The 24,637-nt window shown below is 57.4% G+C and carries 19 protein-coding genes; 8 read left to right on the forward strand and 11 right to left on the reverse strand.

Features of this window, described 5'->3' with window-relative positions; translation table 11 throughout:
* Nucleotides 1-15: 15 nt before the first annotated feature.
* Both glyA and M2103_RS05950 read right to left on the reverse strand, forming a co-directional pair.
* On the reverse strand, nt 16-1,290 hold the full coding sequence (gene glyA, locus M2103_RS05945) for a serine hydroxymethyltransferase (protein ID WP_277509376.1): 1,275 nt from the start codon (nt 1,288-1,290) through the stop codon (nt 16-18).
* Between the two features lie 275 nt (nt 1,291-1,565).
* Nucleotides 1,566-2,633: a M42 family metallopeptidase gene (locus M2103_RS05950; RefSeq protein WP_277509377.1), complete on the reverse strand. Its 1,068-nt coding sequence runs from the start codon at nt 2,631-2,633 to the stop codon at nt 1,566-1,568.
* A gap of 267 nt (nt 2,634-2,900) precedes the next feature.
* On the opposite strand from M2103_RS05950, the gene M2103_RS05955 reads away from it, so the two are divergent.
* On the forward strand, nt 2,901-4,598 hold the full coding sequence (locus tag M2103_RS05955) for a DEAD/DEAH box helicase (RefSeq protein WP_277509378.1): 1,698 nt from the start codon (nt 2,901-2,903) through the stop codon (nt 4,596-4,598).
* 28 nt (nt 4,599-4,626) lie between these two features.
* Complete coding sequence (locus M2103_RS05960; protein ID WP_277509379.1) at nt 4,627-5,943, forward strand: hypothetical protein; 1,317 nt, start codon at nt 4,627-4,629, stop codon at nt 5,941-5,943.
* Between the two features lie 167 nt (nt 5,944-6,110).
* Here the strand turns inward: M2103_RS05960 and M2103_RS05965 are convergent, their stop codons facing one another.
* From M2103_RS05965 to M2103_RS06005, 9 genes are all read right to left on the reverse strand, one after another.
* Nucleotides 6,111-6,722 carry a hypothetical protein gene (locus M2103_RS05965; RefSeq protein WP_277509381.1) on the reverse strand — a complete coding sequence of 204 codons (612 nt, stop codon included), beginning with the start codon at nt 6,720-6,722 and terminating at the stop codon, nt 6,111-6,113.
* A 114-nt stretch (nt 6,723-6,836) separates the two neighbouring features.
* Nucleotides 6,837-8,204 carry a chromosomal replication initiator protein DnaA gene (dnaA, locus tag M2103_RS05970; protein ID WP_277509382.1) on the reverse strand — a complete coding sequence of 456 codons (1,368 nt, stop codon included), beginning with the start codon at nt 8,202-8,204 and terminating at the stop codon, nt 6,837-6,839.
* A 475-nt stretch (nt 8,205-8,679) separates the two neighbouring features.
* Nucleotides 8,680-10,710 (reverse strand): (E)-4-hydroxy-3-methylbut-2-enyl-diphosphate synthase, encoded by a 2,031-nt coding sequence (ispG, locus tag M2103_RS05975; protein WP_345783542.1) that lies wholly within the window; start codon nt 10,708-10,710, stop codon nt 8,680-8,682.
* An 84-nt stretch (nt 10,711-10,794) separates the two neighbouring features.
* Nucleotides 10,795-11,001, reverse strand: coding sequence for a hypothetical protein (locus M2103_RS05980; RefSeq protein WP_277509384.1), 207 nt, complete (start codon nt 10,999-11,001; stop codon nt 10,795-10,797).
* Nucleotides 11,002-11,043: 42 nt separating this feature from the next.
* Complete coding sequence (locus M2103_RS05985) at nt 11,044-12,690, reverse strand: RDD family protein (protein ID WP_277509385.1); 1,647 nt, start codon at nt 12,688-12,690, stop codon at nt 11,044-11,046.
* Nucleotides 12,691-12,730: 40 nt separating this feature from the next.
* Nucleotides 12,731-13,219: a hypothetical protein gene (locus M2103_RS05990; protein ID WP_277509386.1), complete on the reverse strand. Its 489-nt coding sequence runs from the start codon at nt 13,217-13,219 to the stop codon at nt 12,731-12,733.
* Complete coding sequence (locus tag M2103_RS05995) at nt 13,216-13,743, reverse strand: sigma-70 family RNA polymerase sigma factor (RefSeq protein WP_277509387.1); 528 nt, start codon at nt 13,741-13,743, stop codon at nt 13,216-13,218. The genes M2103_RS05990 and M2103_RS05995 overlap by 4 nt, the downstream gene beginning before the upstream one ends.
* A gap of 236 nt (nt 13,744-13,979) precedes the next feature.
* A complete protein-coding gene (gene ribB / locus M2103_RS06000) occupies nt 13,980-15,089 on the reverse strand; it encodes a 3,4-dihydroxy-2-butanone-4-phosphate synthase (protein ID WP_108825584.1) in 1,110 nt (369 codons plus the stop codon).
* 90 nt (nt 15,090-15,179) lie between these two features.
* Complete coding sequence (locus M2103_RS06005) at nt 15,180-16,211, reverse strand: aspartate-semialdehyde dehydrogenase (RefSeq protein ID WP_277509388.1); 1,032 nt, start codon at nt 16,209-16,211, stop codon at nt 15,180-15,182.
* A 15-nt stretch (nt 16,212-16,226) separates the two neighbouring features.
* Between M2103_RS06005 and M2103_RS06010 the strand changes: the two genes are divergently transcribed.
* The 6 genes from M2103_RS06010 (at nt 16,227) to M2103_RS06035 (ending at nt 24,631) form a co-directional block, all read left to right on the forward strand.
* Nucleotides 16,227-16,766 carry a L,D-transpeptidase gene (locus M2103_RS06010; protein WP_277509389.1) on the forward strand — a complete coding sequence of 180 codons (540 nt, stop codon included), beginning with the start codon at nt 16,227-16,229 and terminating at the stop codon, nt 16,764-16,766.
* A 61-nt stretch (nt 16,767-16,827) separates the two neighbouring features.
* Nucleotides 16,828-17,709, forward strand: coding sequence for a carbon-nitrogen hydrolase (locus tag M2103_RS06015; protein ID WP_277509390.1), 882 nt, complete (start codon nt 16,828-16,830; stop codon nt 17,707-17,709).
* A gap of 119 nt (nt 17,710-17,828) precedes the next feature.
* Nucleotides 17,829-18,869, forward strand: a complete 1,041-nt coding sequence (locus tag M2103_RS06020; protein ID WP_277509392.1) for a PDDEXK nuclease domain-containing protein — start codon at nt 17,829-17,831, stop codon at nt 18,867-18,869.
* 62 nt (nt 18,870-18,931) lie between these two features.
* Nucleotides 18,932-21,265, forward strand: a complete 2,334-nt coding sequence (locus tag M2103_RS06025; RefSeq protein ID WP_277509394.1) for a class I SAM-dependent DNA methyltransferase — start codon at nt 18,932-18,934, stop codon at nt 21,263-21,265.
* The gene (locus tag M2103_RS06030) at nt 21,262-22,263 is read left to right on the forward strand and encodes a virulence RhuM family protein (protein WP_277509396.1); all 1,002 of its coding nucleotides are present in this window, start codon (nt 21,262-21,264) and stop codon (nt 22,261-22,263) included. Before M2103_RS06025 ends, M2103_RS06030 begins: the two co-directional genes overlap by 4 nt.
* 67 nt (nt 22,264-22,330) lie before the next feature.
* Nucleotides 22,331-24,631, forward strand: coding sequence for an AAA family ATPase (locus M2103_RS06035; RefSeq protein WP_277509398.1), 2,301 nt, complete (start codon nt 22,331-22,333; stop codon nt 24,629-24,631).
* Nucleotides 24,632-24,637 lie beyond the last annotated feature (6 nt).

Raw genomic sequence — 24,637 nt, forward strand, 5'->3', positions numbered from 1 at the left:
CGTCGAAAAATGCCCTTACGCCATCGTGTAGGGCAGCGGATATTTTGCCGTCAGCTCGAGGACGCGTTTTTTGGACGCCTCGATTGCGGTGGCCTCGTCGGGCGTGCCGATTGCCTTCAACACTTGGTCGATGCACATGGCGATGTCGTCCATGTCGGCCTCGTTCATGCCGCGCGATGTCACCGCCGCCGTGCCGAGACGGATGCCGGACGCCTGGAAGGGCGAGCGTGTCTCGTAGGGCACGGTGTTTTTGTTGCAGGTGATGTTGGCCAGATCGAGTGTTTCCTGCGCCTTCTTCGCGGTGAGCTCGGGAAGGTTCGTGCGCAGATCGACGAGGAAGAGGTGGTTTTCGGTGCCGCCAGAGACGATTTTATAACCGCGTTTTTCCATCGCGGCGCAGAGCGCCTTGCAATTGGCGGCGAGCTGCGTCGTGTAGGCCTTGAACTCGGGCTTGAGGCACTCGGCGAAGCACACTGCCTTGGCGGCGATGACGTGCATGAGCGGGCCGCCCTGGCCGCCGGGGAACATGGCGGAGTCAATCGCCTTGGCGTGCTTTTCCTTGCACATGATCAAGCCGCCGCGCGGGCCGCGCAGGGTTTTGTGCGTGGTGGTGGTGACGAAATCCGCGTAGGGAACGGGCGACGGGTGGATGCCGGTGGCGACAAGGCCTGCGATGTGCGCGATGTCGGCGAAGAGATACGCGCCGACGCTTTGCGCGATTTCCGACATGCGCTTGAAGTCGATGATGCGCGAGTAGGCGCTGGCGCCGACGGTGATCATCTTGGGCTGCTCGGCGGCGGCGACTTTGGCGAGCTCGTCGTAGTCGATGAGGCCGTTGTCCTCGCGCACGCCGTATTGCACGAATTTGTAGAGTTTGCCGGAGAAATTGGCGGGGTTTCCGTGCGTGAGGTGTCCGCCGTGGCTGAGGTTCATGCCGAGGATTTTGTCGCCGGGCTGGAGCACGGCGGTGTAAACGGCGAAGTTGGCCTGCGAGCCGGAATGCGGTTGCACGTTGGCGTGCTCGGCGCCGAAGAGTTTTTTGGCGCGCTCGATGGCGAGCCGCTCGACCTGGTCAACGAATTCGCAGCCGCCATACCAGCGTTTGCCGGGATAACCCTCGGCGTATTTGTTGGTGAGGACGCTGCCTTGGGCTTCCATGACGGCGGGCACGACAAAGTTTTCCGAGGCGATGAGCTCGATGTGGCTTTGCTGGCGCCCGAGTTCGGACTTGATGCAGTCGTAGATTTCCGGGTCGAGTGTTTTGAGCGGTGTGGCGTTGAGCGTGGTCATGAGGAAAAGGCAAATACATCGCCAAACAGCGAAGGCTGGCAAAGAAAAAATCCCAAATCCCGAAATCCTGAAAAATCTCCAAGCAGACGTTTGGACAGAATGGCAGAATGAACAGGATTATGAAAATGGGGTGTTTTTCATCCTGATCAGCCTGCCAATTCTATCCAAAATCAGCCGTCATTTTCTTCGCAGGGCGCGCATGACCGGCAACGCGGTGATTACGCCGCTGCAACTTGATTGGGCTCCTGCGGGTTGCGGCGTCCACGCCGCGGTTGTCACCAATGCGCGTAGTCGCCTTTTTCGAGGGAGAGGGCGAAGGCGGCTAGGAGTTTTACGCAGGCTTCGACGTCCTCGAGGTCGACCATTTCGCTCGGGGTGTGCATGTAGCGGAGAGGGACGGAGATCAGGCCGGTGGCGACTCCACCACGGCCCATTTGCAGCGCGCGGGCGTCGGTGCCGGTCGGGCGCGGATCGGCCTCAAGCTGGTAGGGGATGCGGAGTTTTTTGGCGCACTTGACGAGGCGATCGTAAACTTTCGGGTTGATGTTCGCGCCACGGCAAATGATCGGGCCGCCGCCAAGCGTGGTTTCGCCGTATTTGCGATTGTCGCAATCGGGGTGGTCGGTCGCGTGGCCGACGTCGATGGCGATGGCGATGTGCGGATTGACGGCATGGACGGAGGTCGCGGCGCCGCGCGTGCCGATTTCCTCCTGCGAGGTCGCAACGGAGACGACTTTGGCCGCGAGTTTTTTCTTTTGCTTGGCGAGGCGGCGAATGACTTCGCCGACGGCATAGGCGCCGACTTTGTTGTCGAAGGCGCGGGCGGCGCCGATGCTGCCGTTGATGAGCTCGAACTCGTGGTCGTAGGTGGCGCAGTCGCCGATGGAAACGCGGGCGAGCGCGTCTTTTTTGGAACGCGCGCCGATGTCGATCCAGATTTCGTGAATCTCGGGGACTTTTTTGCGGTCGGCCTCGTCCATGAGGTGAATGGCGCGTTTGCCGGTGACACCTTTCACGGGGCCGTTGGCGGTTTGAATGATGACGCGACGCCCGGAGATGACGGTGCGGTCGTGCCCGCCGATGGTTTGGAAATAGAGGTAGCCGTCCTTGTTGACGTAGGTGATGAGGAGGCCGAGCTCGTCCATGTGACCGGCGAGCATGAGGACGGGGTCGCCCTTGGGATTGAGCGTGGCGAGGCGGTTGCCCATGGCGTCCTTTTCGTAAACGTCGGCGTGAGTTTTGACGTGTTTGTCGAAAGCTTTTTGGGCTTCGAATTCGTAGCCCGAGGGAGAACGGGCGTGAAGAAGGTCGGTGAGGAATTCGGGGGCTGTGTATTTGCTCATAATGGCGCGAAGCCTGCTCGGTGCTCGCTGATTCTGCAAATCTCAAATCTCAGATCTCAGATTTCGGACTTCAAAAGGGGCTGGTGCTTGAATCAGATTTCGGAATTTGAGGACAGGATTAACGGGATTTACAGGATTGTGGAGTTGATTGGCGTTTGCGCAGCCGGGGGGTATTAAATCCTGTTCATTCTGTTAATCCTATCCTGAAAATTCTGTCCGCGAAATCTACGGCTCGCTTTGCGACGCGCAACGTGCATCGTCCGGCAAATGAGCAATCTCCGTTTTTCCGAACTCGGCTTGTCCGCCGAAATATTGAAGGCCGTTGACAAGATGGGTTTCGAGGAGGCGTCGCCAATCCAGACCGCCGCGATTCCGCCGATCATGGCGGGCGAGGATATTGTCGGGCTTTCGTCAACCGGCTCGGGAAAAACGGCGGCGTTCGCGATTCCGATGGTCGAGAAAATCGACCCGAAAATGCGCAAGGTGCAGGTCCTCGTGCTTTGCCCGACGCGCGAACTTGCGGTGCAGGTGGCGGAGGAGGTTGCGAAGATTTCGCTTTTCAAACGCGGCGTGCAGGCGGTGCCGATTTTCGGCGGGCAATCGTATGACCGGCAGTTTCGCGCGCTGGAAAGCGGCGTGCAAATCGTGATCGGCACGCCGGGGCGCGTGATCGACCACATCGAGCGCGGCACGCTGCGGCTCGACGCGCTCAAGATGCTCGTGCTCGACGAGGCCGACCGGATGCTCGACATGGGTTTCCGCGAGGACATCGAGCGCGTGCTCATGCAGGTGCCGACGGAGCACCAGACGCTGTTTTTCTCGGCGACGATGCCGAGGCAGATCGAGGAGTTGATCCGCAAATACAGCCGCAATCCGAAGCGCATCAAAATCGAGGCGGTCGCGCAAAACGCGCCCCAGGTTGACCAGGTTTATTTCGAGGTGGAGCGGCGCTCGAAGATCGAGGTGCTCACGCGCATCATCGACATAAACGATTTCCGCTACGGCATTGTTTTTTGCAGCACGAAGCTGATGGTTGACGAGCTCGACGAGCACTTGCACGCGCGCGGCTACGCGACGGAGCGGCTGCACGGCGACATCTCTCAGGCGCAGCGCACGCGCGTGATGGACAAGTTTCGCCGGCGCGGATTTGAGTTCCTGATCGCAACGGACGTGGCGGCGCGCGGGCTCGACGTGGACGACCTCGAGGTCGTGTTCAACTTCGACCTGCCGAACGACGCCGAGGATTACACGCACCGCATCGGGCGCACGGGCCGCGCGGGCAAGTCGGGCCGGGCGTTCACGTTTGTTTCGGGGCGCGAGCTCTACTCGCTGCAAAACATGATCCGTTACGGAAAGTTAAAAATCCGCCGCGAAAAAATCCCGTCGCTCGACCTCGTGGAGGAGGCGCGCGAAAACCAGTTTTTTGAAAAACTGCGCACCACCCTCGACGCCGCCGAGTATCGCAAGCAGGATCGCCTGATCGACCGTTTGCTCGAGCAGGGTTATGCGAGCACGGACATCATCGCGGCGCTGATTCATGTGATGCATGGCGGCGAGGGGGATAAGAAAAGCCAGCCAAGCCCTGCCGAATGGGTTGAGCCCGCTGGCCGAAAGGACGGGAAAAAACATGAGAAGTTTTCAAGCAAACCGCCCAAGCCCGCGAAACAAAAACAGAAATACGACCGCCCGGCACGGACGGGACGCGAGGCGGGGTTTGCGACATTGTTTTTCAGCGCGGGGAGGAAACAGCTTGTCACGCCGGCGGATATCGTCGGCAAGATCGCGGGCGTCACGCGCCTGCCCGCGGAGGTCGTGGGCGCGATTGATATTCACCAGCGGCACACGCTTGTCGATGTGCGCAAGGACGCCGCGGAGTTGATTATCGAAAAGGTGAACGGCATTCGCATGCGCGGCGACGCCGTGCGCGTGACGATGGCGGAACCGGGGCAGATGAAGGGCGATTGAGCGCGCGGGCAAGACACCGCCCGAAACCATGAAACATCATAGAAAGATTGTAATTGCTTTCGTATGTTTTGCGGCGGCGATCGCCGCGAGTGCATTGGTCGCTATTCTTTATGATACACCGCATCCAGATGATTCGGATTTGCGCCCGATTCTAAAAAACGTGGCGGATGAGGATAATGCGATGGTTGTAATGAGGGAGCTATCGAAATTACTAAAGGTAACACATGAAGATTTTACCGAACTAGGGCTAACCGAAGGTTCCTCTATAATAAAATTTTACTCGGTTTTGAGTGGTAAGTCTGATGATGACGAGCGGATGGTTCGATCAATAATAGAGAAAAACAAGCCGGCTGTTTCGCTTTTTTTTGCAGCCATGAAAAAACCAGAGTTGCAATTCGACGAGGGCTTCGGGGCAACCAATGAAGCATACATGAATGATTATGCCATCAAAACGCTTGAAGGCTGCATGCGATGCATGCAACTCAGGTGGAGATACATGGTGCAAGACGGTTTTTTAATGGAGGTAATGGATGAGCTTCTTTTGGTAAGAAAATTCGTCCAACGATACATGGCCGCACCTGATGGATTTATGAACAGTTTTTTAATGGGCCTGTCTGCCGATGCGATGTGCTTGCAGACAGCAATGCAAAACACAGGACAATTCAAAGACAAATTGATATGCCTCGAAATCTCACGCCAGCTATCAAAAAACGAGGTTGGGAAAGACGATTTTATTACAATGATGCGAGGGTCGTATGTGTATGAAGATAGTTTGATGAGACTTCCTGAACCGGGAAAATATTATTTTCTGCCAATTTCCCGCTCCAACTGCCGCTATTTTTACAGGCCAAACATGACCCGCGCAAGATTGTGCCAATTGACACGAAAAGTTATCAAGGATGTGCGCAATGACATTGCACCTGCGTTTGACCAGGCAACACTTGATGCGTATGAAAACCGAGATAAATTGCGTTATCTCATTTGGCCAAATTCATCCGGCGAAGCCATGGCAGTTGTGAGCGCATCCGAACCTGCCTCAGTATATATACGTATGCTAAATATGCAGGCCATAACTAGACAGATCGCCTGTGCGTTTGTATTGCGCGCCTATTGGTTGGATTATCATACGCTGCCGAAATCGCTTGATGTGCTTGTGCCGGCTTATATGGATTCGGTTCCGGAAGATCCGTTTATCAAAAGACCGATGCAATACGACGCGTCAAAAACGTTGCTTTATTGCGCCGGGCCGGAGCGGCTTGTTGATGACGGCTCGTTTGCATTCGAGGAGGATGCCGAGCCGTTTGGTCGGCGGGCTTTCGTAATTTTGGACTGGGCGAAAAAGTAAGTATTTATTCGGTTGCCCGGCGAAATCGTGCGCGGGACGCTGGCTGATCCCGCGCAGATGGGCCAAGCGTAATACTTGATTGGTAGGGCGAAGCCTCCGGGCTGATCAGGAACCCGTCACGATACTCGAACAATTTCGGCTCAGTCTGAGGCTTTCCCCCACCCTTTTTAGAAACCGCGGTTTTGCAGGGCGGCGCTGAGTTCCTGCATGAAGGCCTGGGCGTCGGCTTGCGTGGGTCGGTAGTCGGGCTGGCTGATTTGCGTGAAGCCGGGACGTCCGTAGTTGTCCACAAACCACTTGCCCGTCACTCCATCGGTAAAGATGACGCTGCCGCTCGCAACGGCGTTCGGAATCACCGTGACGCTGTCCAGCTCGACGCGGACGTTGGTGTCCAGTGGAGGGGTGTCGTGCGCGGCGGCCGCGGGGACGGATTCGTCCTCCGCAAAATCCTCGTCATCGGACGGGTCGCCGGGATAGGGCGAGGGGCGGTTTTGCGCGAGGTGATTGGGAGGGAGGCTTTCGTTGTCGAGGTCGTCCTCCATCGGGCCGCCGTGAGCCGCGCCGCCAGCCGGTGGTTGCGCGCCCGCCTCTGGCGATGGCGCCGGGGGGGGCGCGGGGTCCTTGAGCGTAAGATCAAGGTCATCCACGATAAAACGGACGTCCATGTAGGTGAGGGTGAGGTTAAACTGCCCGGCGAGTTTTTTCTGAACGTCGGCAAGCGTGTCCCCCGCGGCGATCCAGTTGGCAACTGCGGTTTTTTGTTCGGTCGTAAGTGTCATGGAAAGAGTGATGGGTGAAAAATGAAGAGTGAAAACGGAGCTTCAGCAGAGGGCGGCGGACTGGTCGCCCGGAACTAACTCCCTGATATTCCAGTCCCTGATATCCTGTTCCGTTTAGCGCGAGAGTTGGACTCGCAGATATTCGACCGAGTGCCGGGCGGAGGGGTCCTGCTCCATCATGTTTTCGACGGTTTTGCAGGCGTGAATGACGGTGCCGTGGTCGCGTCCGCCGAAGGCCGCGCCGATTTCCTGAAGCGAGTGCTTGGTGAGCTGGCGGGCGAGATACATGGCGATCTGGCGGGGGAAGGCGATGTTTGCGGGGCGGCGTTTGCTGACCATGTCGCCGGGGCGCAGTTCGTAGTGATCGGAAACGCGTTTCTGGATCGCATCGATGGTGAGCTGGCTTTGCGCCTGCTCAATGAGAATGGGCTGGAGGAGTTTCTCGGCGAGGGTGACGTCGATCGGCCCGGTCTTGAGCAGGAAGGCGGTGGAGGCGACCTTGATGAGCGCGCCTTCGAGGGCGCGGATGTTTTTGGCCACGTTTTTGGCGATGAACTCGAGCACATCACCGGGGAGCTCGTATTTGAAGAAGGCGGCTTTGCTGCGGAGGATGGCGAGGCGCGTTTCGTAATTGGGCGCCTGGATGTCGGTGGGCAGTCCCCATTCGAAGCGGGAGACGAGGCGGGCCTCGAGATCCTTGATTTCGGAGGCGCGGCGGTCGCTGGAGATGACGATTTGTTTTCCGGCGGTGTGGAGGTCGTTAAAGGTGTGGTAAAACTCCTCCTGGATGCCCTCCTTGCCGCCGAGGAACTGGATGTCGTCGAGAAGGAGCACGTCCACGTTGCGATAGCGGCGGCGGAAGGCGACGAGCGCGTTTTCCCTGATGGCCTGCACGTATTCGTTGGTGAACCTTTCCGTTGTCAGGTAGATGACCTTGGCGTGGGGGTTGGACTTGAGCACGGCGTGGCCGATGGCGTGCATGAGGTGCGTTTTGCCGAGGCCGGTGCTGCCGGTAATAAACAGGGGGTTGTAGGCCTGGCCGGGGCTTTGCGCGACGCGCATGGCGGCGGCATGCGCCATCATGTTGTTTTCGCCGATGATGTAATTCTCGAAAGTGTTGCGCGCTGCGAGTGTGCCGTTGACGGGGGGGCGCTCGGCGGCGGCGACACGGTTGTGACGGCGCTCGGCCGCGGCGGCGGTTTGCGCGGGCGCGGCGGGCGTCGCGACGGAGGGGTTCTTTTTCACGCGCACCGTGTAATCGGTGCCTGTGGCGAGCTGCAGGCGCTGCTTGATGAGGTCGAGATAGTTGTCGTGGACAAAATAGGCGGCAAAATCCGTGGCCGCGCCGAGTGTGATGGCGGTGTCGGTTTGCTCCAGGCACACGAGTTCGTTGAACCACATGTGGTAGACCTCGTCTGAAAAGAGGGTCTTGAAGTCGTTTTTCACGGCTTCCCAAATGGAGGGGGCGGAGAGTGTAGGCATGTCCGGTTGAGTAGTGGTTGAGCTGGTTTATTCACATGGGCTCGAACGGGCGCTATTGGACACATCGCGGACGCGGCTTGGGCGCGTGCTTGGGAAGAGTAAATTGTGTCGAGAGACACCTCGTTGATAGCGGGCTTTTCGGGCCTCGGTAACAGCTTGGTATCCCGATTGATGCGGAAAACCTCTTCGCGAGCTACGGGGAAGCAGAATCAGTGATGTGAGAAAGAACGGCAGGTTCGAATCCGGGAGGATGGGCGAGGCAGAAATAACGGCGACAAAAAAAGCGCTGGCAAGATGAACTTTCCAACAAGTTATTCACACTCGGTTTGGTGATAACTTTTTCAATTTTTTTGTTGCCATCATTGAGGTCGGTGCGGGGCGAATTTTTAAGAGTGAGAAACGAAAAACGAGGCTAAAAAAATGCTAAAAACTTGTGTGGCGGTCGAGATTATTCACCCGGATTTCGGTGTCTTTTTCACACCGGGTCAGTCCACTTGCCGTGCTGCTTGATGAGGTCGATGAGGCGGTTGTCGGCCTCGGCTTGGGGGATGTTGTATTGGACGCACGTTTTGCCAACGTAGAGGTTGATTTTTCCTGGCGCGCCGCCGACGTAGCCGAAATCGGCGTCGGCCATTTCGCCCGGGCCGTTGACGATGCAGCCCATGATGGCGAGTTTTACACCCTTGAGGTGTCCGGTTTTTTCGCGGATGCGCTGCGTGGTGGTTTGCAGGTCGAAGAGCGTGCGTCCGCACGAGGGGCAGGCGACGAATTCGGTTTTCGAAATGCGCGCGCCCGCGCCCTGAAGGATGTTGTAGGCGAGCGTGGTGGCGCGCACGGGATCGCTTTCCGTTTCGACGCTGACGATGTCACCAATGCCGTCGCAAAGAAGCGATCCGGTGAGAATGGAGGCATCGAGAAGGCGGGAGAGAAAATCGGGGGAGCCGGGATTGCCGGAAGAGGCAAGCGCGGTGGCGGCGGTGTTGCGTATCCAGATGGGCGCATAACCGAGGGATGATGCTGGTGCGAAACTATTGCTAAGAAGTGCGGCGAGCCCTCTATATCCACCAGTTGGATGCGATGGTGGGGTGAATCGCGATGCATCACTGAGGGTGAATATGATGCGGGGAATTTGGGGTAAGGTTACGAGTGTCGAGGTAAGCGCAAGAAGGTCAAAAGCGGTGGTGGCGATGGCAAGGATGGCATTGTGCTTTGCCGCAAGCGCGGCGAAATCACGGAGCAGTGCAACATCGGTATCGGCTTTAGTGAATGTGCGTAAGATAATATGATGAGACGAACACACGCGACCGAGGTCGTCAGGCAGAAGCGAAGGCGCTAATTCAAGGACAAGGGTTTTATTGTTGTCACGCGGAATCGCGTCAAGATCAGCGGTAGTGAAGACAGGCACAAGTAGGGATTCAGCTTGCGTGTCGATGAGACTGGGGGAAGAGAGTTTGGCGAGTGTTTCGGGGAGTGCAGTGACGGAAGATACTCGCGTGATGACGCGAGGCGGGTGCGCCGTGGAAATTTCGACAGTAGGAGCAAGTGCGAGCGGAGTAACGGCACGACGTGCATATTCGAAATTATTTATCGATTTGGAAGGGGGATAAAAATGGCAATCCTTCCAGAGGGACATTGCCTTGGCGGCAAGGGCTCGGGCGACGGGGATTTCGTGGATGCTGTCCTCAGTGAGGGAAACGCGGATGGTGTCTCCGAGTCCGTCTTGAAGGAGGCTGCCGATGCCGATTGCGCCCTTTATGCGTCCGTCCTCGCCGTCGCCAGCCTCGGTCACACCGAGGTGCAGCGGGTAGTGCATGTCCTCCTGCCGCATGCGCTCGACGAGGAGGCGGTAGGCCTGAATCATGACCTTGGGATTCGAGGCTTTCATCGAGAGCACGATTTGGTCGAACGAGTGCCCGCGGGCGATGCGGAGAAATTCGAGCGCGCTTTCAACCATGCCGAGCGGCGTGTCGCCGTAGCGGTTCATGATGCGATCGGAGAGCGAGCCGTGATTGGTGCCGATGCGAAGCGAGCGACCGAGTGTTTTTGCGCGGAGCACAAGCGGCGTAAACGCGTCGTGGATGCGCTGGAGCTCGTTGTCGTAATCGGCGTCGGTGTAATCCTTGACGGCGAACTTTTTTTTGTCGGCGTAATTGCCGGGATTCACACGAACTTTTTCGACATGCTCGATGGCCTCCATCGCGGCGGCGGGCAGGAAGTGGATGTCGGCGACAAGCGGGATGTCCGCAAACCCGGCGGCGGAAAACTGGGCGCGAATATCGCGGAGGCATTTTGCCGCGGGGACGTTGGGCGCGGTGACGCGGATGATTTCACAACCGACCCCGGCAAGCGCCACGCACTGGCGCACGGTGGCGGCGACGTCCTGAGTGTCGCTCGTCGTCATGGATTGGATGCGGATGGGATTTTCCCCGCCCATGCCGACGACGCCGGCCCGCACCTCGACGGTGCGGCGGCGGATGGTCTGAAATCGTGACACGCAATAGGACATTTGCCGAAAATAGATACGCGGCAACGGATGCGCGGCAAGCCCGCACAAGAAAAACCCGTCCATTTGGCGCGATCCGGCGCGCCCTCACGACACCCGGTATCCGAGCATCCTCGCGGGCAAAAGCAGAAGCGATTCGAGCAACGCCAGCAGCGACTTCAAGCATACCGCAAATATCTTGAACGGGATCGAAAGCAGCCAGATGAACGGAAGCACCAGAAGCACGAGCAACGCCAGCGGCCAGCACAACACCCACAGAATGCACCAGAGAAGAATTGTAAGGATGAGTTTCATGGGAACATTAAAAACGCGAAACGAGGATTTTGAATTTCGTATTCAAACAAGAGACTGCCCCTTGGGCGCGTAAACGACAACGGTGCCGGCGATTTTGTCGTGCCAAGCCTGGCGCTCGTCGTCGAACGCCGCCCAGATGAAACCAAGCCCCGCCGGCGCCACGGATATGAAGCCGCCCAGCGCGCGAACAATCGCAGTGACCCAGTCAACCCGCCGTCCGTCCAGGCGCACAACTTTCAGGCCGCAAATGATGCCGCCGATCGTCGTTCCCCGCAACGCCCACATCACGACGCAATACACCGCGAACAACGGCAGCATCAGCACGCCAACGTGGCACACATTCGCCACAATCGCGATCAACACAAAGTCGATCAACAGTGCTCCCGCGCGCACCCAGAAGCCCGCGCGTGTCGCGAACGACGCGGCGGTTTGGGTCGTGACAATCTCCGTTCCGGTGATGACGGGAGGCTCGCCGAGCTGCGCGGGATTCGCCGCGGCCGCGGCCGCCTTTTCGTTGCGCGCCGCATCGCGTTCGTCGCGGCGGCGGCGAAGCGCCAGAAGCGCGGCATAAACCACCATGCCCGCGCCGAGGAAACTGCTGAACTTCCACATCACAATGCCAAGCACGGGCACGCAATAGAGCAGCGCGAGCACCACACCGCCGAAAAGGACCGCGAACAACGGATGCGTTATCCTGGCGCGACGTCCGATCCATGCGAGAAATGCCGCCTTGCCCACCAGGACGAGCGCGAGTTTTGCAAAAAACAAAATGAAAATGCCGACGCCGGTCGCGGCCAGCAGCACCACAAGTATCGGCGCTATGATCGCGGTGAGCAGCGCCGCCAAAAAGGTGCCGCCGGGACGCTGCTCCAGCGCCACCGCGCTCGCGGTGACCGCCTTCGGGACAAACAACGCCGTGAGCAAATAGCACAGCAGGAAACCACCCGCGATAATCCACGCCCACACAAGCGCCGAATCAAACGCGAGCAGCCGCCCCTTCGCAATCGCTTGCGTGATCCACACGTTAAAACCGTTGATGTCGTTGAACAGCTTCATCTCCACGATCTCGCCGCCGATGCTCGCCGACTCGTCGCGTGTGATGCCGCCGCCGAGCGCGACAACCTGGCCGTCCACGCGCGCGTCCGGACCAAGCTCCACGCCTCCGCCGACGGCAACGACCTGCCCCGTCACATGGCTGTTCACATAGACATTGCCCACAACCGCGACAGCCTCTCTTGCTCCGCCGTTGACAGTCGTGGAGCCGACAATCGAAACCGCCTCGCGCACTTTTGAGTTGGCCGTGACCGAGCCGATGACCGCAACCGCCTCGTCCGCGCTGCCGTCAACCCGCACGTCACCGAAAACAGCAACGGCGGATTCCACTTTTTTATCCTTGGGAACAATGGCGTCGGAAAAAAAGGTCACAATCTCCCCGCCTGCCCGCGAAACGGAGGCGCGGTCGCGCGATTTTCGTTTCTTCCTTTCGGGTTTGGCCGGTTTTTCATCATCGCCGGCAGTCGCATCGGAAGCGGGTTGCGCATCCGGCGCGGGCGGAGTTTCACCCGATGCGGCTTCCGTTGGCGGCAGAGCCTGGGGCTCCGCGGGCGTGTTGTCCTGCGATTGAAGCACGCCGCATGAGAGGACGCTGAATGCGCCCAGCAGTGTGAAAAGATGTAAGATTTTTTTCATGATAAAGAGTTTTATGGTCGGGCCGTTGTTGAAGGATTGGTCATGTGTGCGAAACAGGTTCGGAGTGGCGCGCGCCGGGTTTCCAAAAATAACGATACGCGGCCGCGCCCAAGCCGAAGAGCGCGGCGTAACACACGCCGATCACGGCCGCCGCGATCGCGAAGACATGCGACGGTATGCCCGCCAGATAACGGGCGCAGTAACCGGTGATAATTTCCCTGTAGTCCGAAACCAAGGCGCCCGTCCGCGATTCGATCTGCGCGGGCACGATGTTCAGCACGCGCGCGAATGTCACAATCATCACGGCCGCGAGCGCCGCCGAAACAATCATGAACGCGGCGCGGGCCGCGATCGGCCAGCGCGCGAACGACTGCCTCCACCACGGAAGCGCGGCGCGGCGCTCGATCCCGGCAAACACGCGCGCCTCGAGCGAGTCGGGGGCGGCGCGGTCGGGTTGGGCGCGGAGCACGCGGTGGATTTCGCGGGAGAGCCGGTCGTTGGAATCGTGAGGTTGCGGTGTGTTGTTCATTTTGAAACCGGGTTTTCGGGGTTTTGCGTGAGCGTGCGCGCAAGCGCGGCGCGCGCGCGCAGGATGTCGATCTTCACCTTCGAGAGCGAGACGCGCAGGGTTTTCGCAATCTCGTCGTAGGGCATGTCCTCGTAGTGGAAGAGCACGAGCGGCACACGCTGGTGCTCGGGAAGTTTGGCGAGCGCGTTTTCGACCCAGGCGCGCCGGTCGGCGCGGTCGAGGTCGTCAAAAAACGTGTCGGGCGCGGCCCACTCGACCCCGGGCGTGTTTTCGGACGAGTCATCGTCGTCGGCGCGCCGGAACTCCGAGAAAAACCGCCAGCGCTTGCGGTAGCGTTGCAGGTGATTGAGCGAAAGATTCGTGGCGACGGTGCGCAGCCAGCCGGGCGCGGCGGGTTCGTCGCGGAGCGCGTCGAAATGATCGTAGGCCTTGATAAAAACCTCCTGGGCGATGTCCTCGGCCTGCGCGTCGTTGGCGGTCAGGCGCGCGGCAGTGGTAAAAACCATGTTCTGGTGTTTGCGCATGAAGAGAGAAAAGTCTGTTTCCCGGGACGTGCTCATGTGCGGGCGTGCTTCCGCGGACACGGGCGGCGTCGAGGGTGAAACTGGCTTTTGTGTTTCATTGTTCATGCACAGAACACAGGGCGGCGCGCGAAAGTTGCAGTTTATTTCAAATTAGGAAACAGCAAAGGCGCAAAGATGAGCCAAGTTAAACCCGGCCAAATCTTTGCGCCTTTCCGTCCTTGCGAAAAAAAGTTTTTTTAAAGCGACACCTGCTCGACAATTTCGAGATTATATCCCGCGAGTCCGACGACTTTGCGCGGGTTGTTTGTGAGCAGGCGGATTTTTTGCAAACCGAGCGCGGAGAGGATTTGCGCGCCGATTCCATAGTCGCGGAATCCCATCGGCGCGGGCATCTCGCCCGGCGTCAAGCCAAGTCGGCGGACGTTGCCCGCCCCGTGATCGGCGGGCTCCATGTAGAGGACGACCCCCGCGCCCTCGCGCGCAACCGCCGCGAGCGAAACGGTGAGCGCGTGATAGCCGTTCATGCCGCGCGCGCGAAACACATCGCTGAGCAGGTTTTCGCTTTGCACACGCACAAGCGCGGCCCCCGGGCCGGGTTTGCCCATCACGAACGCGAGATGCTGGCGATGGTCGAGCTTGTTACGGAAAACATGCAGCGTGAACTCGCCAAACTCCGACGAAAAAGGTTTCGCGCACACCTCCTCAATGAGCTGCTCGCGCTTGTGCCGGTATTCGATGAGCGACGAAATGGAGATGAGTTTCAGGCCGAACTTCTTTTTGTATTCAACAAGGTCGGGCATGCGCGCCATGGAGCCGTCCTCGTTTATGATCTCGCAAATCGCCGCCGCGGGAGTCAGCCCGGCAAGCGCGGCAAGATCGACCGCCGCCTCGGTGTGCCCCGCCCTTTCGAGCACGCCGCCCGAGCGCGCCGCGAGCGGAAAGATGTGCCCGGGCTGCACGAGTTCGTCGGCCCCCGTGTTCGGGTCACCAAGGAGTTTGATCGTGCGCGCGCGGTCAAACGCGCTGATGCCCGTGGTGATGCCCTCGGCGGCATCGACCGAAACGGTGAACGCGGTTTTGTGCGACTCGCGGTTTTGCTGCACCATCGGGCTGATGCCGAGGCGCTTGAGGTGCGGCTCCGTCATCGGCGTGCAAATGAGTCCGCGCGCGTGGCGGATCATCATGTTGATATGCTCGGGCGTCGCCTTTTCCGCGGCGATGGTGAGATCGCCCTCGTTTTCACGGCCCTCGTCATCGGTGACAATGACCATCTTTCCGTCGGCAATGTCCTGAATGGCGGACTCGACGGAATCAAATTCAACAGAAGCGGAAGAATTGGCGGACATGCGGAGAAAAATCTGTCGGGCGGGCGCGCGTGTCAACAAAGGTTGAGCTGGATATTTGCGCCCCACCCTGCGCAAACACGCAACCCGCGCTCAGGCCGCCGACGGCTTGAGCAGGTTTTCGCGGATCATCAGCTCGGCATTTTGCACGGCGTTGAGCGCGGCGCCCTTCCAGAGATTGTCGCCGCTCACCCAGAACGAGAGGCCGTTTTCAAACGCGGTGTCCTTGCGGATGCGACCCACGCCGCATTTCACTTTTTCCGCAAAATCAACCGGCGTCGGATATTTCTTGTTCGCCGGATCATCGACGAGCTCCGCGCCCGGAAACGCCGCCACCGCCGCGCGAGCCTTCTCGACATCGACGGGACGCTCGAACTCCGCGCACACGGAAATCGAATGCGCGCGCACCACCGGCACGCGCACGGTCGTCGCCGAGACTTTCAGCCCGGGCAGGCCCATGATCTTGCGGCTCTCCATCGCCATCTTCGTCTCCTCGCCGGTGTAGCCGGTGTCGTCGAAGGTGTCGATGTGCGGGATGCAGTTGAACGCGATCTGATACGGATAAACTTTTTTCACGAGCGGCTGCTTCGCCACATACGCATGCACCTGGTCGTCTAGCTCGCGCACCGCCTCCGCGCCCGTGCCGGACACGGACTGGTAGGTCGAAATGATCACGCGCTTCACGCCGAACAACTGGTGCAGCGGCCACAGGCCCATGAGCATGACGGCGGTCGAGCAATTCGGATTGGCGATGATGCCCTTGTGCGCGCGCAGTTTTTCGGGGTTGATCTCGGGAATCACGAGCGGGATGTCCGGCTCCTGGCGAAGCGCGGAGCTCTTGTCGATCACAAGGCAGCCGGCCTTCACCGCGTCGCCCGCCAGCGCGCGCGTCACGGAGCCGCCCGCCGCGAAAAACGCCAGATCCACCCCGGCGAACACGCCCGGCTTGGCTTCCTCGACGACATATTTTTTGCCGCTGTGCTCGATTGTCCTGCCCGCGGAACGCGCCGAGGCGAAGAGCCTCAGCGTGGTGAACGGGAAATTGCGCTCGTGCATGAGACGCACGAGTTCTTGACCAACCGCGCCGGTCGCGCCGACGATGCCAACTGTGAGTGATGGATTCATTTTATTCAGACGATAATGGAAACGTGGGAAACGATAACTAAGAACTGCGCGCGGCTTGGCATCAAGCCCGCAGAACGGATTTTGTTCGTGCGCATCGACACGCAGACCATGCAATTCTTCCGCGACGGCGCGCTCGTGCGCGGCTACGCGATTTCCACGTCAAAACGCCCGCCATCAAACATCAAGAACTCGCTCGGCACGCCGCGCGGCCTGCACGAGATCGCCGAGCGCATCGGCGCGGGCCAGCCGCCGGGAATGGTTTTCAAGGCGCGCCGCCCGACGGGTTTTCATTTCAGCGAACCCGCCGCGCGGGAGGCCGGCGCCGCCACGACCGCGCTCGTCACCACACGCATCCTCCGGCTGCGCGGACTCGAGCCGGGCGTGAACCTCGGCGGCGACGTGGACAGCCACGACCGCTACATCTACATCCACGGCACGAACCGCGAGGACCTCATCGGCACGCCGCAGAGCTCCGGCTGCATCGTGATGCGCAACCTCGACATAATAGACCTCTACGACCAAGTGCGCGCGGGCGACCAGGTGCTGATTGTGTAACCGGAAAACGCCTCCGTTTTCTACTTCCTAATTCCTAATTTCTACTTCCTAATTTTTCCTCATGAAAGTCACACTCGGACTCCTCCAGCACGCCTGTGTCGCCAGCCCCGCGGCGAACCTCAAAAAAACGCTCGCCCTCGCCGAGCAGGCAGCCCGCAAAGGCGCGAAAATCATCTGCACGCAGGAACTCTTCCGCTCGCAGTATTTTTGCCAAAGCGAGAACCACGACTATTTCAAGCTCGCCGAGCCCATCGACGGCCCCACGACCAAGGCGTTCCAGAAACTCGCCAAAAAACACGCCGTCGTGATCGTCGCCTCGCTCTTCGAGAAACGCGCCTCCGGCCTTTACCACAACACCGCGGTCATCATCGACGCCGACGGCTCGCTCCTCGGCATCTACCGCAAGATGCACATTCCCGACGACCCGCTCTTCTACGAAAAATTCTACTTTACGCCCGGCGACACCGGTTTCCGCGCCTGGGAAACCCGCTACGGCAAAATCGGCGTCCTCATTTGTTGGGACCAATGGTATCCCGAAGGCGCGCGCCTCACGGCCATGCAAGGCGCCGAAATCCTCTTCTACCCGACCGCCATCGGCTGGCACCCGTCAGAAAAAGCCGAATACGGCGTCAACCAGCACGGCGCGTGGGAGACGATCCAGCGCTCGCACGCGGTGGCCAACGGCTGCTACGTCGCCTCAATCAACCGCATCGGCCACGAAGTGATCGACGGTGTCGGCGGAGACGGCATCGAGTTCTGGGGCCAAAGTTTCGTGGCCGGCACCAGCGGCCAAATCCTGGCGAAAGCGAGCACCAACAAGGAAGAAATCCTCCTAGTCCCCGTCGATCTCGACAAAGTTGACGTGACCCGCACACACTGGCCCTTCCTCCGCGACCGCCGCATCGACGCCTACGATAGGCTGACGAAGCGGTTTATCGACTGAGTGATTGGGTGCATATTTTTGCCCCCCAAAAAAACACGCGACAACAAAACCATCCCCAATAACCGCAGTATGATTATACCCCGCACCTCGCCACGCTGCCTCAAAATCAAAACCACATCATGAGCGAAAAGCCCAAAAACGTGCCACCCCCTGCGGACGAAACGGGATTCGCTGAAATCGTCCGCCTGATTGACGCATCCAGACAACGTGCCATGCAGTCGGTCAATGCAACCTTGATCGATCTCTATTGGCAAATCGGTGCAATCATCAGCCAGCGCATAGCCGCAGCCGAATGGGGCGACGGCACCGTTGACCGCCTCGCGCGCCACATTGCCCTCATCCAGCCCGGCGCGCGCGGTTTCTCTCGTAGCAACCTGCTTAGAATGCGCCAGTTTTATGAAACCTACCGGCATGATGAAATTGTCGCACCACTGGTGCGACAATTGCCATGGGCGCACAATCTCATCATTCTCGGGCAAGGCAAACGCCCCGAGGAACGCGAGTTCTACGCGCGCATGGCCGTCAAGGAGCACTGGAGCAAACGGCAGCTTGAACGCCAATTCGCCGCCGCCCTTTTCGAGCGCACCGCCCTCAATCCGCCAAAAGTCTCGCCAGTGGTGAGACAAACCCTCCCCGAGGCACTTTCTGTTTTTCGCGACGCCTACGCCGTGGAGTTTCTCAACCTCCCACAACCCCACTCCGAAGTTGAGCTTCATCGCGGCCTGCTCGACCACCTTCGCGACTTCCTCATCGAAATAGGCCGCGACTTCTGCTTCGCGGGCTCCGAATATCCCCTGCAAGTCGGTGGCAGGGATTTCGCGCTCGATCTGCTCTTCTTCCACCGTGGGCTCAACTGCCTCGTGGCGATAGAGCTGAAAGTCGGACGCTTCGAGCCCGAATACCTCGGCAAAATGAATTTTTACCTCGAAGCGCTCGACCGCGATGTTCGCAAGCCGCACGAACGCCCTTCCATCGGGCTTCTCCTCTGCGCGAGCAAGGACGACGAAGTGGCGGAATACGCCCTGAGTCGCAGCCTCTCCCCTGCGCTCATCGCCGAATACAAAACACAACTGCCCGACAAAAAACTCCTTCAGGCAAAACTCCACGAATTCTACGCCCTGAACGCCATCAAGGAATTCGAAATCGACAAAAAAACATAATCCCGCCGCCATTTCGAACCCAACCCGCTTCACTCAAAACAAACAAGCCCCCACCCTTTTTCATGCCAAATCTCGACGCATTCAAACAGCAGGGCGACGTCATCTGGAGCATCGCCAACCTTCTCCGCGGCCCCTACCGCCCGCCGCAATATCGCCGCGTGATGATTCCCCTCACCGTCTTGCGCCGCCTCGATTGCGTGCTCGAATCCACCAAGGACGCCGTCGTCGCCGAGCACAAACGCCTCAAGTCCGCCGCCAAGCACGACGAGGCCACCATCGAAAAAATGATCAACCGGAAGTTCGGCCTCACCTTTCACAACACCAGCGGTTTCACCTTCCAATCCCTCCTCGGCGACCCCGACAAACTCGCCGCCAACCTCTCCAAATACATCGCCGGCTTCTCCTCCCGCGCCCGCAAAATCATCGAGAAATTCAAGTTCGACGAGGAGATCGAAAAACTCGACGAAGCCAACCGTCTCTTCGAAGTCGTCAAGGAAATCGCCGCCGTCGATCTCCATCCCGACCACATCCCCAACATCGCCATGGGCTACATTTTTGAGGACCTTGTCCGCCGCTTCAACGAGCAGGCCAACGAGGAGGCGGGCGACCACTTCACGCCGCGCGAAGTCATCAAGCTCATCGTCAACCTCCTCTTCACGCCCGACGATTTCGTCTACACCAAGGGCAAAGTCATCAAAATCTACGACCCCGCCTGCGGCACCGGCGGCATGTTGTCCGAGTCTGAAAAACTCATCAAAGACCCCGAAACCGGCCTCAACCCCGACGCCCACCTCGAACTCTTCGGCCAGGAATACAACCCCGAATCCTACGCCATCTGCGGCTCCGACCTCATGATCAAGGGCGAGGACGTTAAAAACATCGTCTTTGGCGACACCCTCGGCACCGGCAAACCCAAGGAAGGCTTTCACGACGGCGACGGCCACCCCGGCGAACGCTTCCACTACATGCTCGCCAACCCGCCCTTCGGCGTGGAGTGGAAACCCGAAAAAGACCACGTCACCGGCGAGCACGAAAAATTCGGCTTCAAAGGCCGCTTCGGCCCCGGACTCCCTCGCATCAACGACGGCGCGCTCCTCTTCCTGCTCCACATGATCTCCAAAATGGAGCCCGCCCCGACCGACGGCGGCGAGGGCTCCCGCATCGGCATCGTCTTCAACGGCTCCCCGCTCTTCACCGGCGACGCCGGCAGCGGCGAAAGCAACATCCGCCGCTGGATCATCGAAAACGACATGCTCGAAGCCATCGTCGGCCTCCCCGACCAGCTCTTCTACAACACCGGCATCTCCACCTATGTTTGGATCGTCTCCAACCGAAAATCCAAAAAACGCCGCGGCAAAATCCAGCTCATCAACGCCGTCGATTTCGCCTGGAAAATGACAAAAAGCCTCGGCAACAAACGCAAAAAAATTGGCGATGGCACTGAAAAAAGCCCCGACCACATCGCCGCCATCACCAAACTCTACGACACCTTCCGCCACGACGTCCGCGCCACCCTTGCCGAAATCCGCACCAACATCGACCCCGAACGCGACCAACAAAAACCCCGCTCCGTCAGCAAAATTTTTAACAACCAAGACTTCGGCTTCCTCAAAATCACCGTCGAACGCCCGCTGCGTCTCAACTTCGCCGTCACCCCCGAACGCATCGCGCGCGTCCGACAAACCGCAGCCTTCGCCGGCATCGCCATTTCCCGCAAACGAAAAAACAAAAAAGCCATCGAGTCCGAGGAACTCGCCGGCACGGAAGCGCAAGCCGCCATCCTCGAAGTCCTCGAAAACATGGCACATGGTAGGGCGGCTTCGCCGAAGCCGCCGAAATCCTCCGCCTCCGACGACAACGGCGCGCTCGGCGAGCACGCCCTACCCAAACTCATCAAAAACCGCGACACCTTCGCCGCCCAACTCGACGCCGCTTTCGATGCCGTCGGCATAAAACTCCCCGGCAAACTCCGCGACGCGCTCCTATCCCCCGGCGCGCTCGGCGAACGCGACCCCGACGCCGACGCCTGCACCGACAAAAAAGGCTCTCCCGAACCCGACCCCGAACTCCGCGACACCGAAAACGTTCCCTTTCCCGACAACATCGCCCTCCCGCTTCCGCTCGACTACGAAAGCAAGAAAAACAAAGGCAAAGTGGACACCGCCCCGCTCCTCGCCCTCGTCCGCGACCACTGCGAAACCTACCTGAAAAAAGAAGTCCTGCCCTACCGCCCCGACGCATGGATCGACCACGACAAAATCAAAGTCGGCTACGAAATCCCCTTCAACCGACACTTCTACGAATACGAACCCCCGCGCCCGCTCGCCGACATCGAAGCCGACATCAAAACCCTCGAAACCGAAATCCGCGACCTGCTCAAGGAGGTCTCCGCGTGAGCGAATTCATCCTCTATCACACCGACGACGGCCGCGCCGAAATCCAACTCCGCTTGGAAGGTGGCACAGTCTGGCTGACTCAATTGGAAATCGCCGAGCTGTTCGCAACGAGCAAGCAGAACGTCAGCCTGCATATTCAAAACATACTTGATGAAAATGAGTTAAGCGAAAATTCAGTTGTCAAGGAATCCTTGACAACTGCCGCCGACGGCAAGAACTACCGCACCAAACTCTACCGGCTCGAAATGATTCTCGCCATCGGCTACCGCGTCAAAAGCCCGCGCGGCACGCAATTCCGCCAGTGGGCAACGGCGCACTTGGCCGAATACCTCGTCAAAGGATTTGTCATCAACACCAAGCGCCTCGAAAACCCCGGCGGCTGGGATTACTTTGACGAACTTCTTGCCGAAATCCGCAAAATCCGCGCCTCGGAAAAGCGTTTTTACCAAAAAGTGCGCGACCTCTTCGCGCTCAGCACCGATTACCGCGCCGGCGAGCACGACGCCCAACTATTCTTTGCCGAGGTGCAAAACAAACTCCTCTACGCCGTCACCTCAAAAACCGCCGCCGAAATTGTGGTCGAGCGCGCCGACCCGACCGCGCCCAACATGGCTCTCACCGCATGGGAAGGCGGCCGCGTGCGCAAAAAAGACGTCATCACCGCCAAAAATTACCTGACTGCGGACGAAGTCGACACGCTCAACCGTCTCGTCGTCATTTTCCTCGAACAAGCCGAGCTGCGCGTCAAGGAGCGCAAAGAACTCACGCTCGAATACTGGCGGCAAAACGTGGATCGCCTCCTGCAATTCAACGAACGCCCCGTGCTCGACCACGCCGGCGCCATCAGCCACGAGACCATGAAAACCATCGCCCACGAGCGTTACGAAACCTTTGACGCCGCCCGCCGCGCCGCCGAAGCCCTCGCCGCCGATGCCGAGGACATCAAGGAACTCGAAGACGCCGAAAAAAACGCACGCAAAAGAAAGCCAAGCACATGAATTTCATCGAAGCCGACATCAAAACCCTCGAAACCGAAATCCTCGAACTGCTCAAGGAGATATCATCATGATTGAATCCATATCCGTTGCCAATGTAGCGACCTATCCTGCGACGCCCGAGAGTCTGACAGGGCTTTTAGAATTCAACTATCTTTTCGGATCAAACGGAACAGGTAAAACCACTATCAGCCGCGTCATCGCAGACGAATCTAAACATCCCACATGCTTCGTAACTTGGAAAGGTGGGACGAAATTGGAGACAATGGTTTATAATCGGGATTTTATAGATAGAGTTTTTCTACAATCAGCAGAGTTGCCCGGCGTGTTCACTTTGGGTGAAAAACAGAAGGATACTTTAGAAAAGATCGCTGTAGCGAAAAAAGAACACGACGATCTGACTGTAAAAATAGAAACCCTTACTCATGGACTTCAAGGTGAAGATGGGCAAGGAGGCAAAAATGGAGAATTAAGAGCACTTGAAACCGAACTGAAAAACAAATGCTGGGAACAGAAAAGGAAGTATGATGCTAAGCTTCAAGGAGCGTTTGGAGGATTTCGTGGCAGTGCGGATAAATTTAAAGCTAAAGTAATTCAAGAGATAGATTCCAATAAGTCATCACTCTTAACATTGGCCGAACTTGAAAAGAAAGCCGAGAGTGTCTTTGGCGAAACCCCCATAAATGAACATCCAGTTGCAGATATTGATACTGATATTGCCAGAATTATAGCACACGAAAAAAATCCCATCCTTAAAAAGCGAATTATTGGGAAAGAAGATGTTGATATAGCTGCGATGATCAAAAAACTTGGAAATAGTGATTGGGTTCGTGAAGGACGATCCTTCTATGAAGTAAACGATGGAACGTGTCCATTTTGTCAGCAGAGCACAACTGAAACATTGGCCAAAAGCTTGAATGAATATTTCGATGAAACCTTTGTGAAAGATAGTAAATCAATTGATGAACTTGTGGCCAATTATGCAACAGATGCAGACCGGCTTCAACAACAGCTTGCGTCAATAATCGCATCTCAGTCGAAATTCCTAGATGTCGAAAAACTAAAGTCAGAAAAAGAGTTACTTACCGCAAAAATAACCCTAAACAACCAACGTCTTGCGACGAAGAAAAAGGAAGCAAGTCAAGTCGTAGAATTGGAGTCATTGAGCAATATACTTGCTGCGATAAAATCGCTGATTGTTTCGGCCAATGAAAAAATCGATACACACAATCAACTTGTTGCCCATATAGAGAAAGCGAGAGAGGAACTAACAGATCAGGTTTGGAGATTCGTAATTGAGGAGCTAAAAACAGAGCTTTCATCTTATAAAACAGAAAAAAACGCGTTGGATAAAGCCATCGCGTCCATGACAAAACAGATCGCCGAGGCAACAGCGGATAAAGTCAAAAAGCATGCGGAAATTCGAGCGTTGGAAAAACAAACAACCAGTGTTCAACCTACGATTGATGCAATTAATGCATTACTCGCCGCATTTGGATTTCAAAGTTTTAAGCTCGCCAAGGCCGCAAGCGGCAACTCTTACAAATTGATTCGCACAGATGGCTCTGATGCAAAAATGACCTTAAGCGAAGGCGAGAAAACCTTTGTCACATTCCTTTATTTTTACAATCTACTCAAAGGCAGCGAATCAGACAGTGGAATGACGACTAATCGAATAGTTGTTTTTGATGACCCTGTTTCCAGTCTTGATAGCGAAATTCTTTTTATAGTGAGCAGCCTCATAAAAGGTCTAGTTGATGATGTCAGATCGAAAATTGGGCATATCAAACAAGTCTTCGTGCTTACGCATAACGTTTATTTTCACAAGGAAGTAACCTTCAATACGAAACGTCAGAAGAAGGCCATGAATGAAGAAACCTTTTGGGTCGTGCGTAAGTCCGGCCAGTGCTCCAAAATCGAGAAACATAATTCAAATCCAATCAAGACGTCCTATGACCTGCTTTGGTCTGAGGTTCGCAGGGAAGATCGCTCTAATTTAACGATTCAAAACACACTAAGAAGAATTCTTGAGAATTATTTTAAAATTCTCGGAGGGGTCGATTCTGATAGAATTTGCGAACTGTTTTTTGGAAAAGAAAAACTCATCTGCAAGTCGTTATTCTCCTGGATCAACGACGGTTCGCATTTCGCCCACGATGATCTTTACATTTCTATAGACGATTCAATGGTGGAAGTTTATTTGAAAGTGTTTAGGGAGATATTCAAAAAGTCGGATCACTTCGCACATTACAAAATGATGATGGGTAATGCGTTCGTTGACGATGAGCCAGACAACCCTAATGAACAAGATGATGTTGAAAATGCTTTAACACCCGAATCGACGGTTGGCGATTTGACCGCAAAGAAATGAAACGCC

The organism is Ereboglobus sp. PH5-5 (assembly GCF_029504805.1).
Taxonomy (GTDB): domain Bacteria; phylum Verrucomicrobiota; class Verrucomicrobiia; order Opitutales; family Opitutaceae; genus Ereboglobus.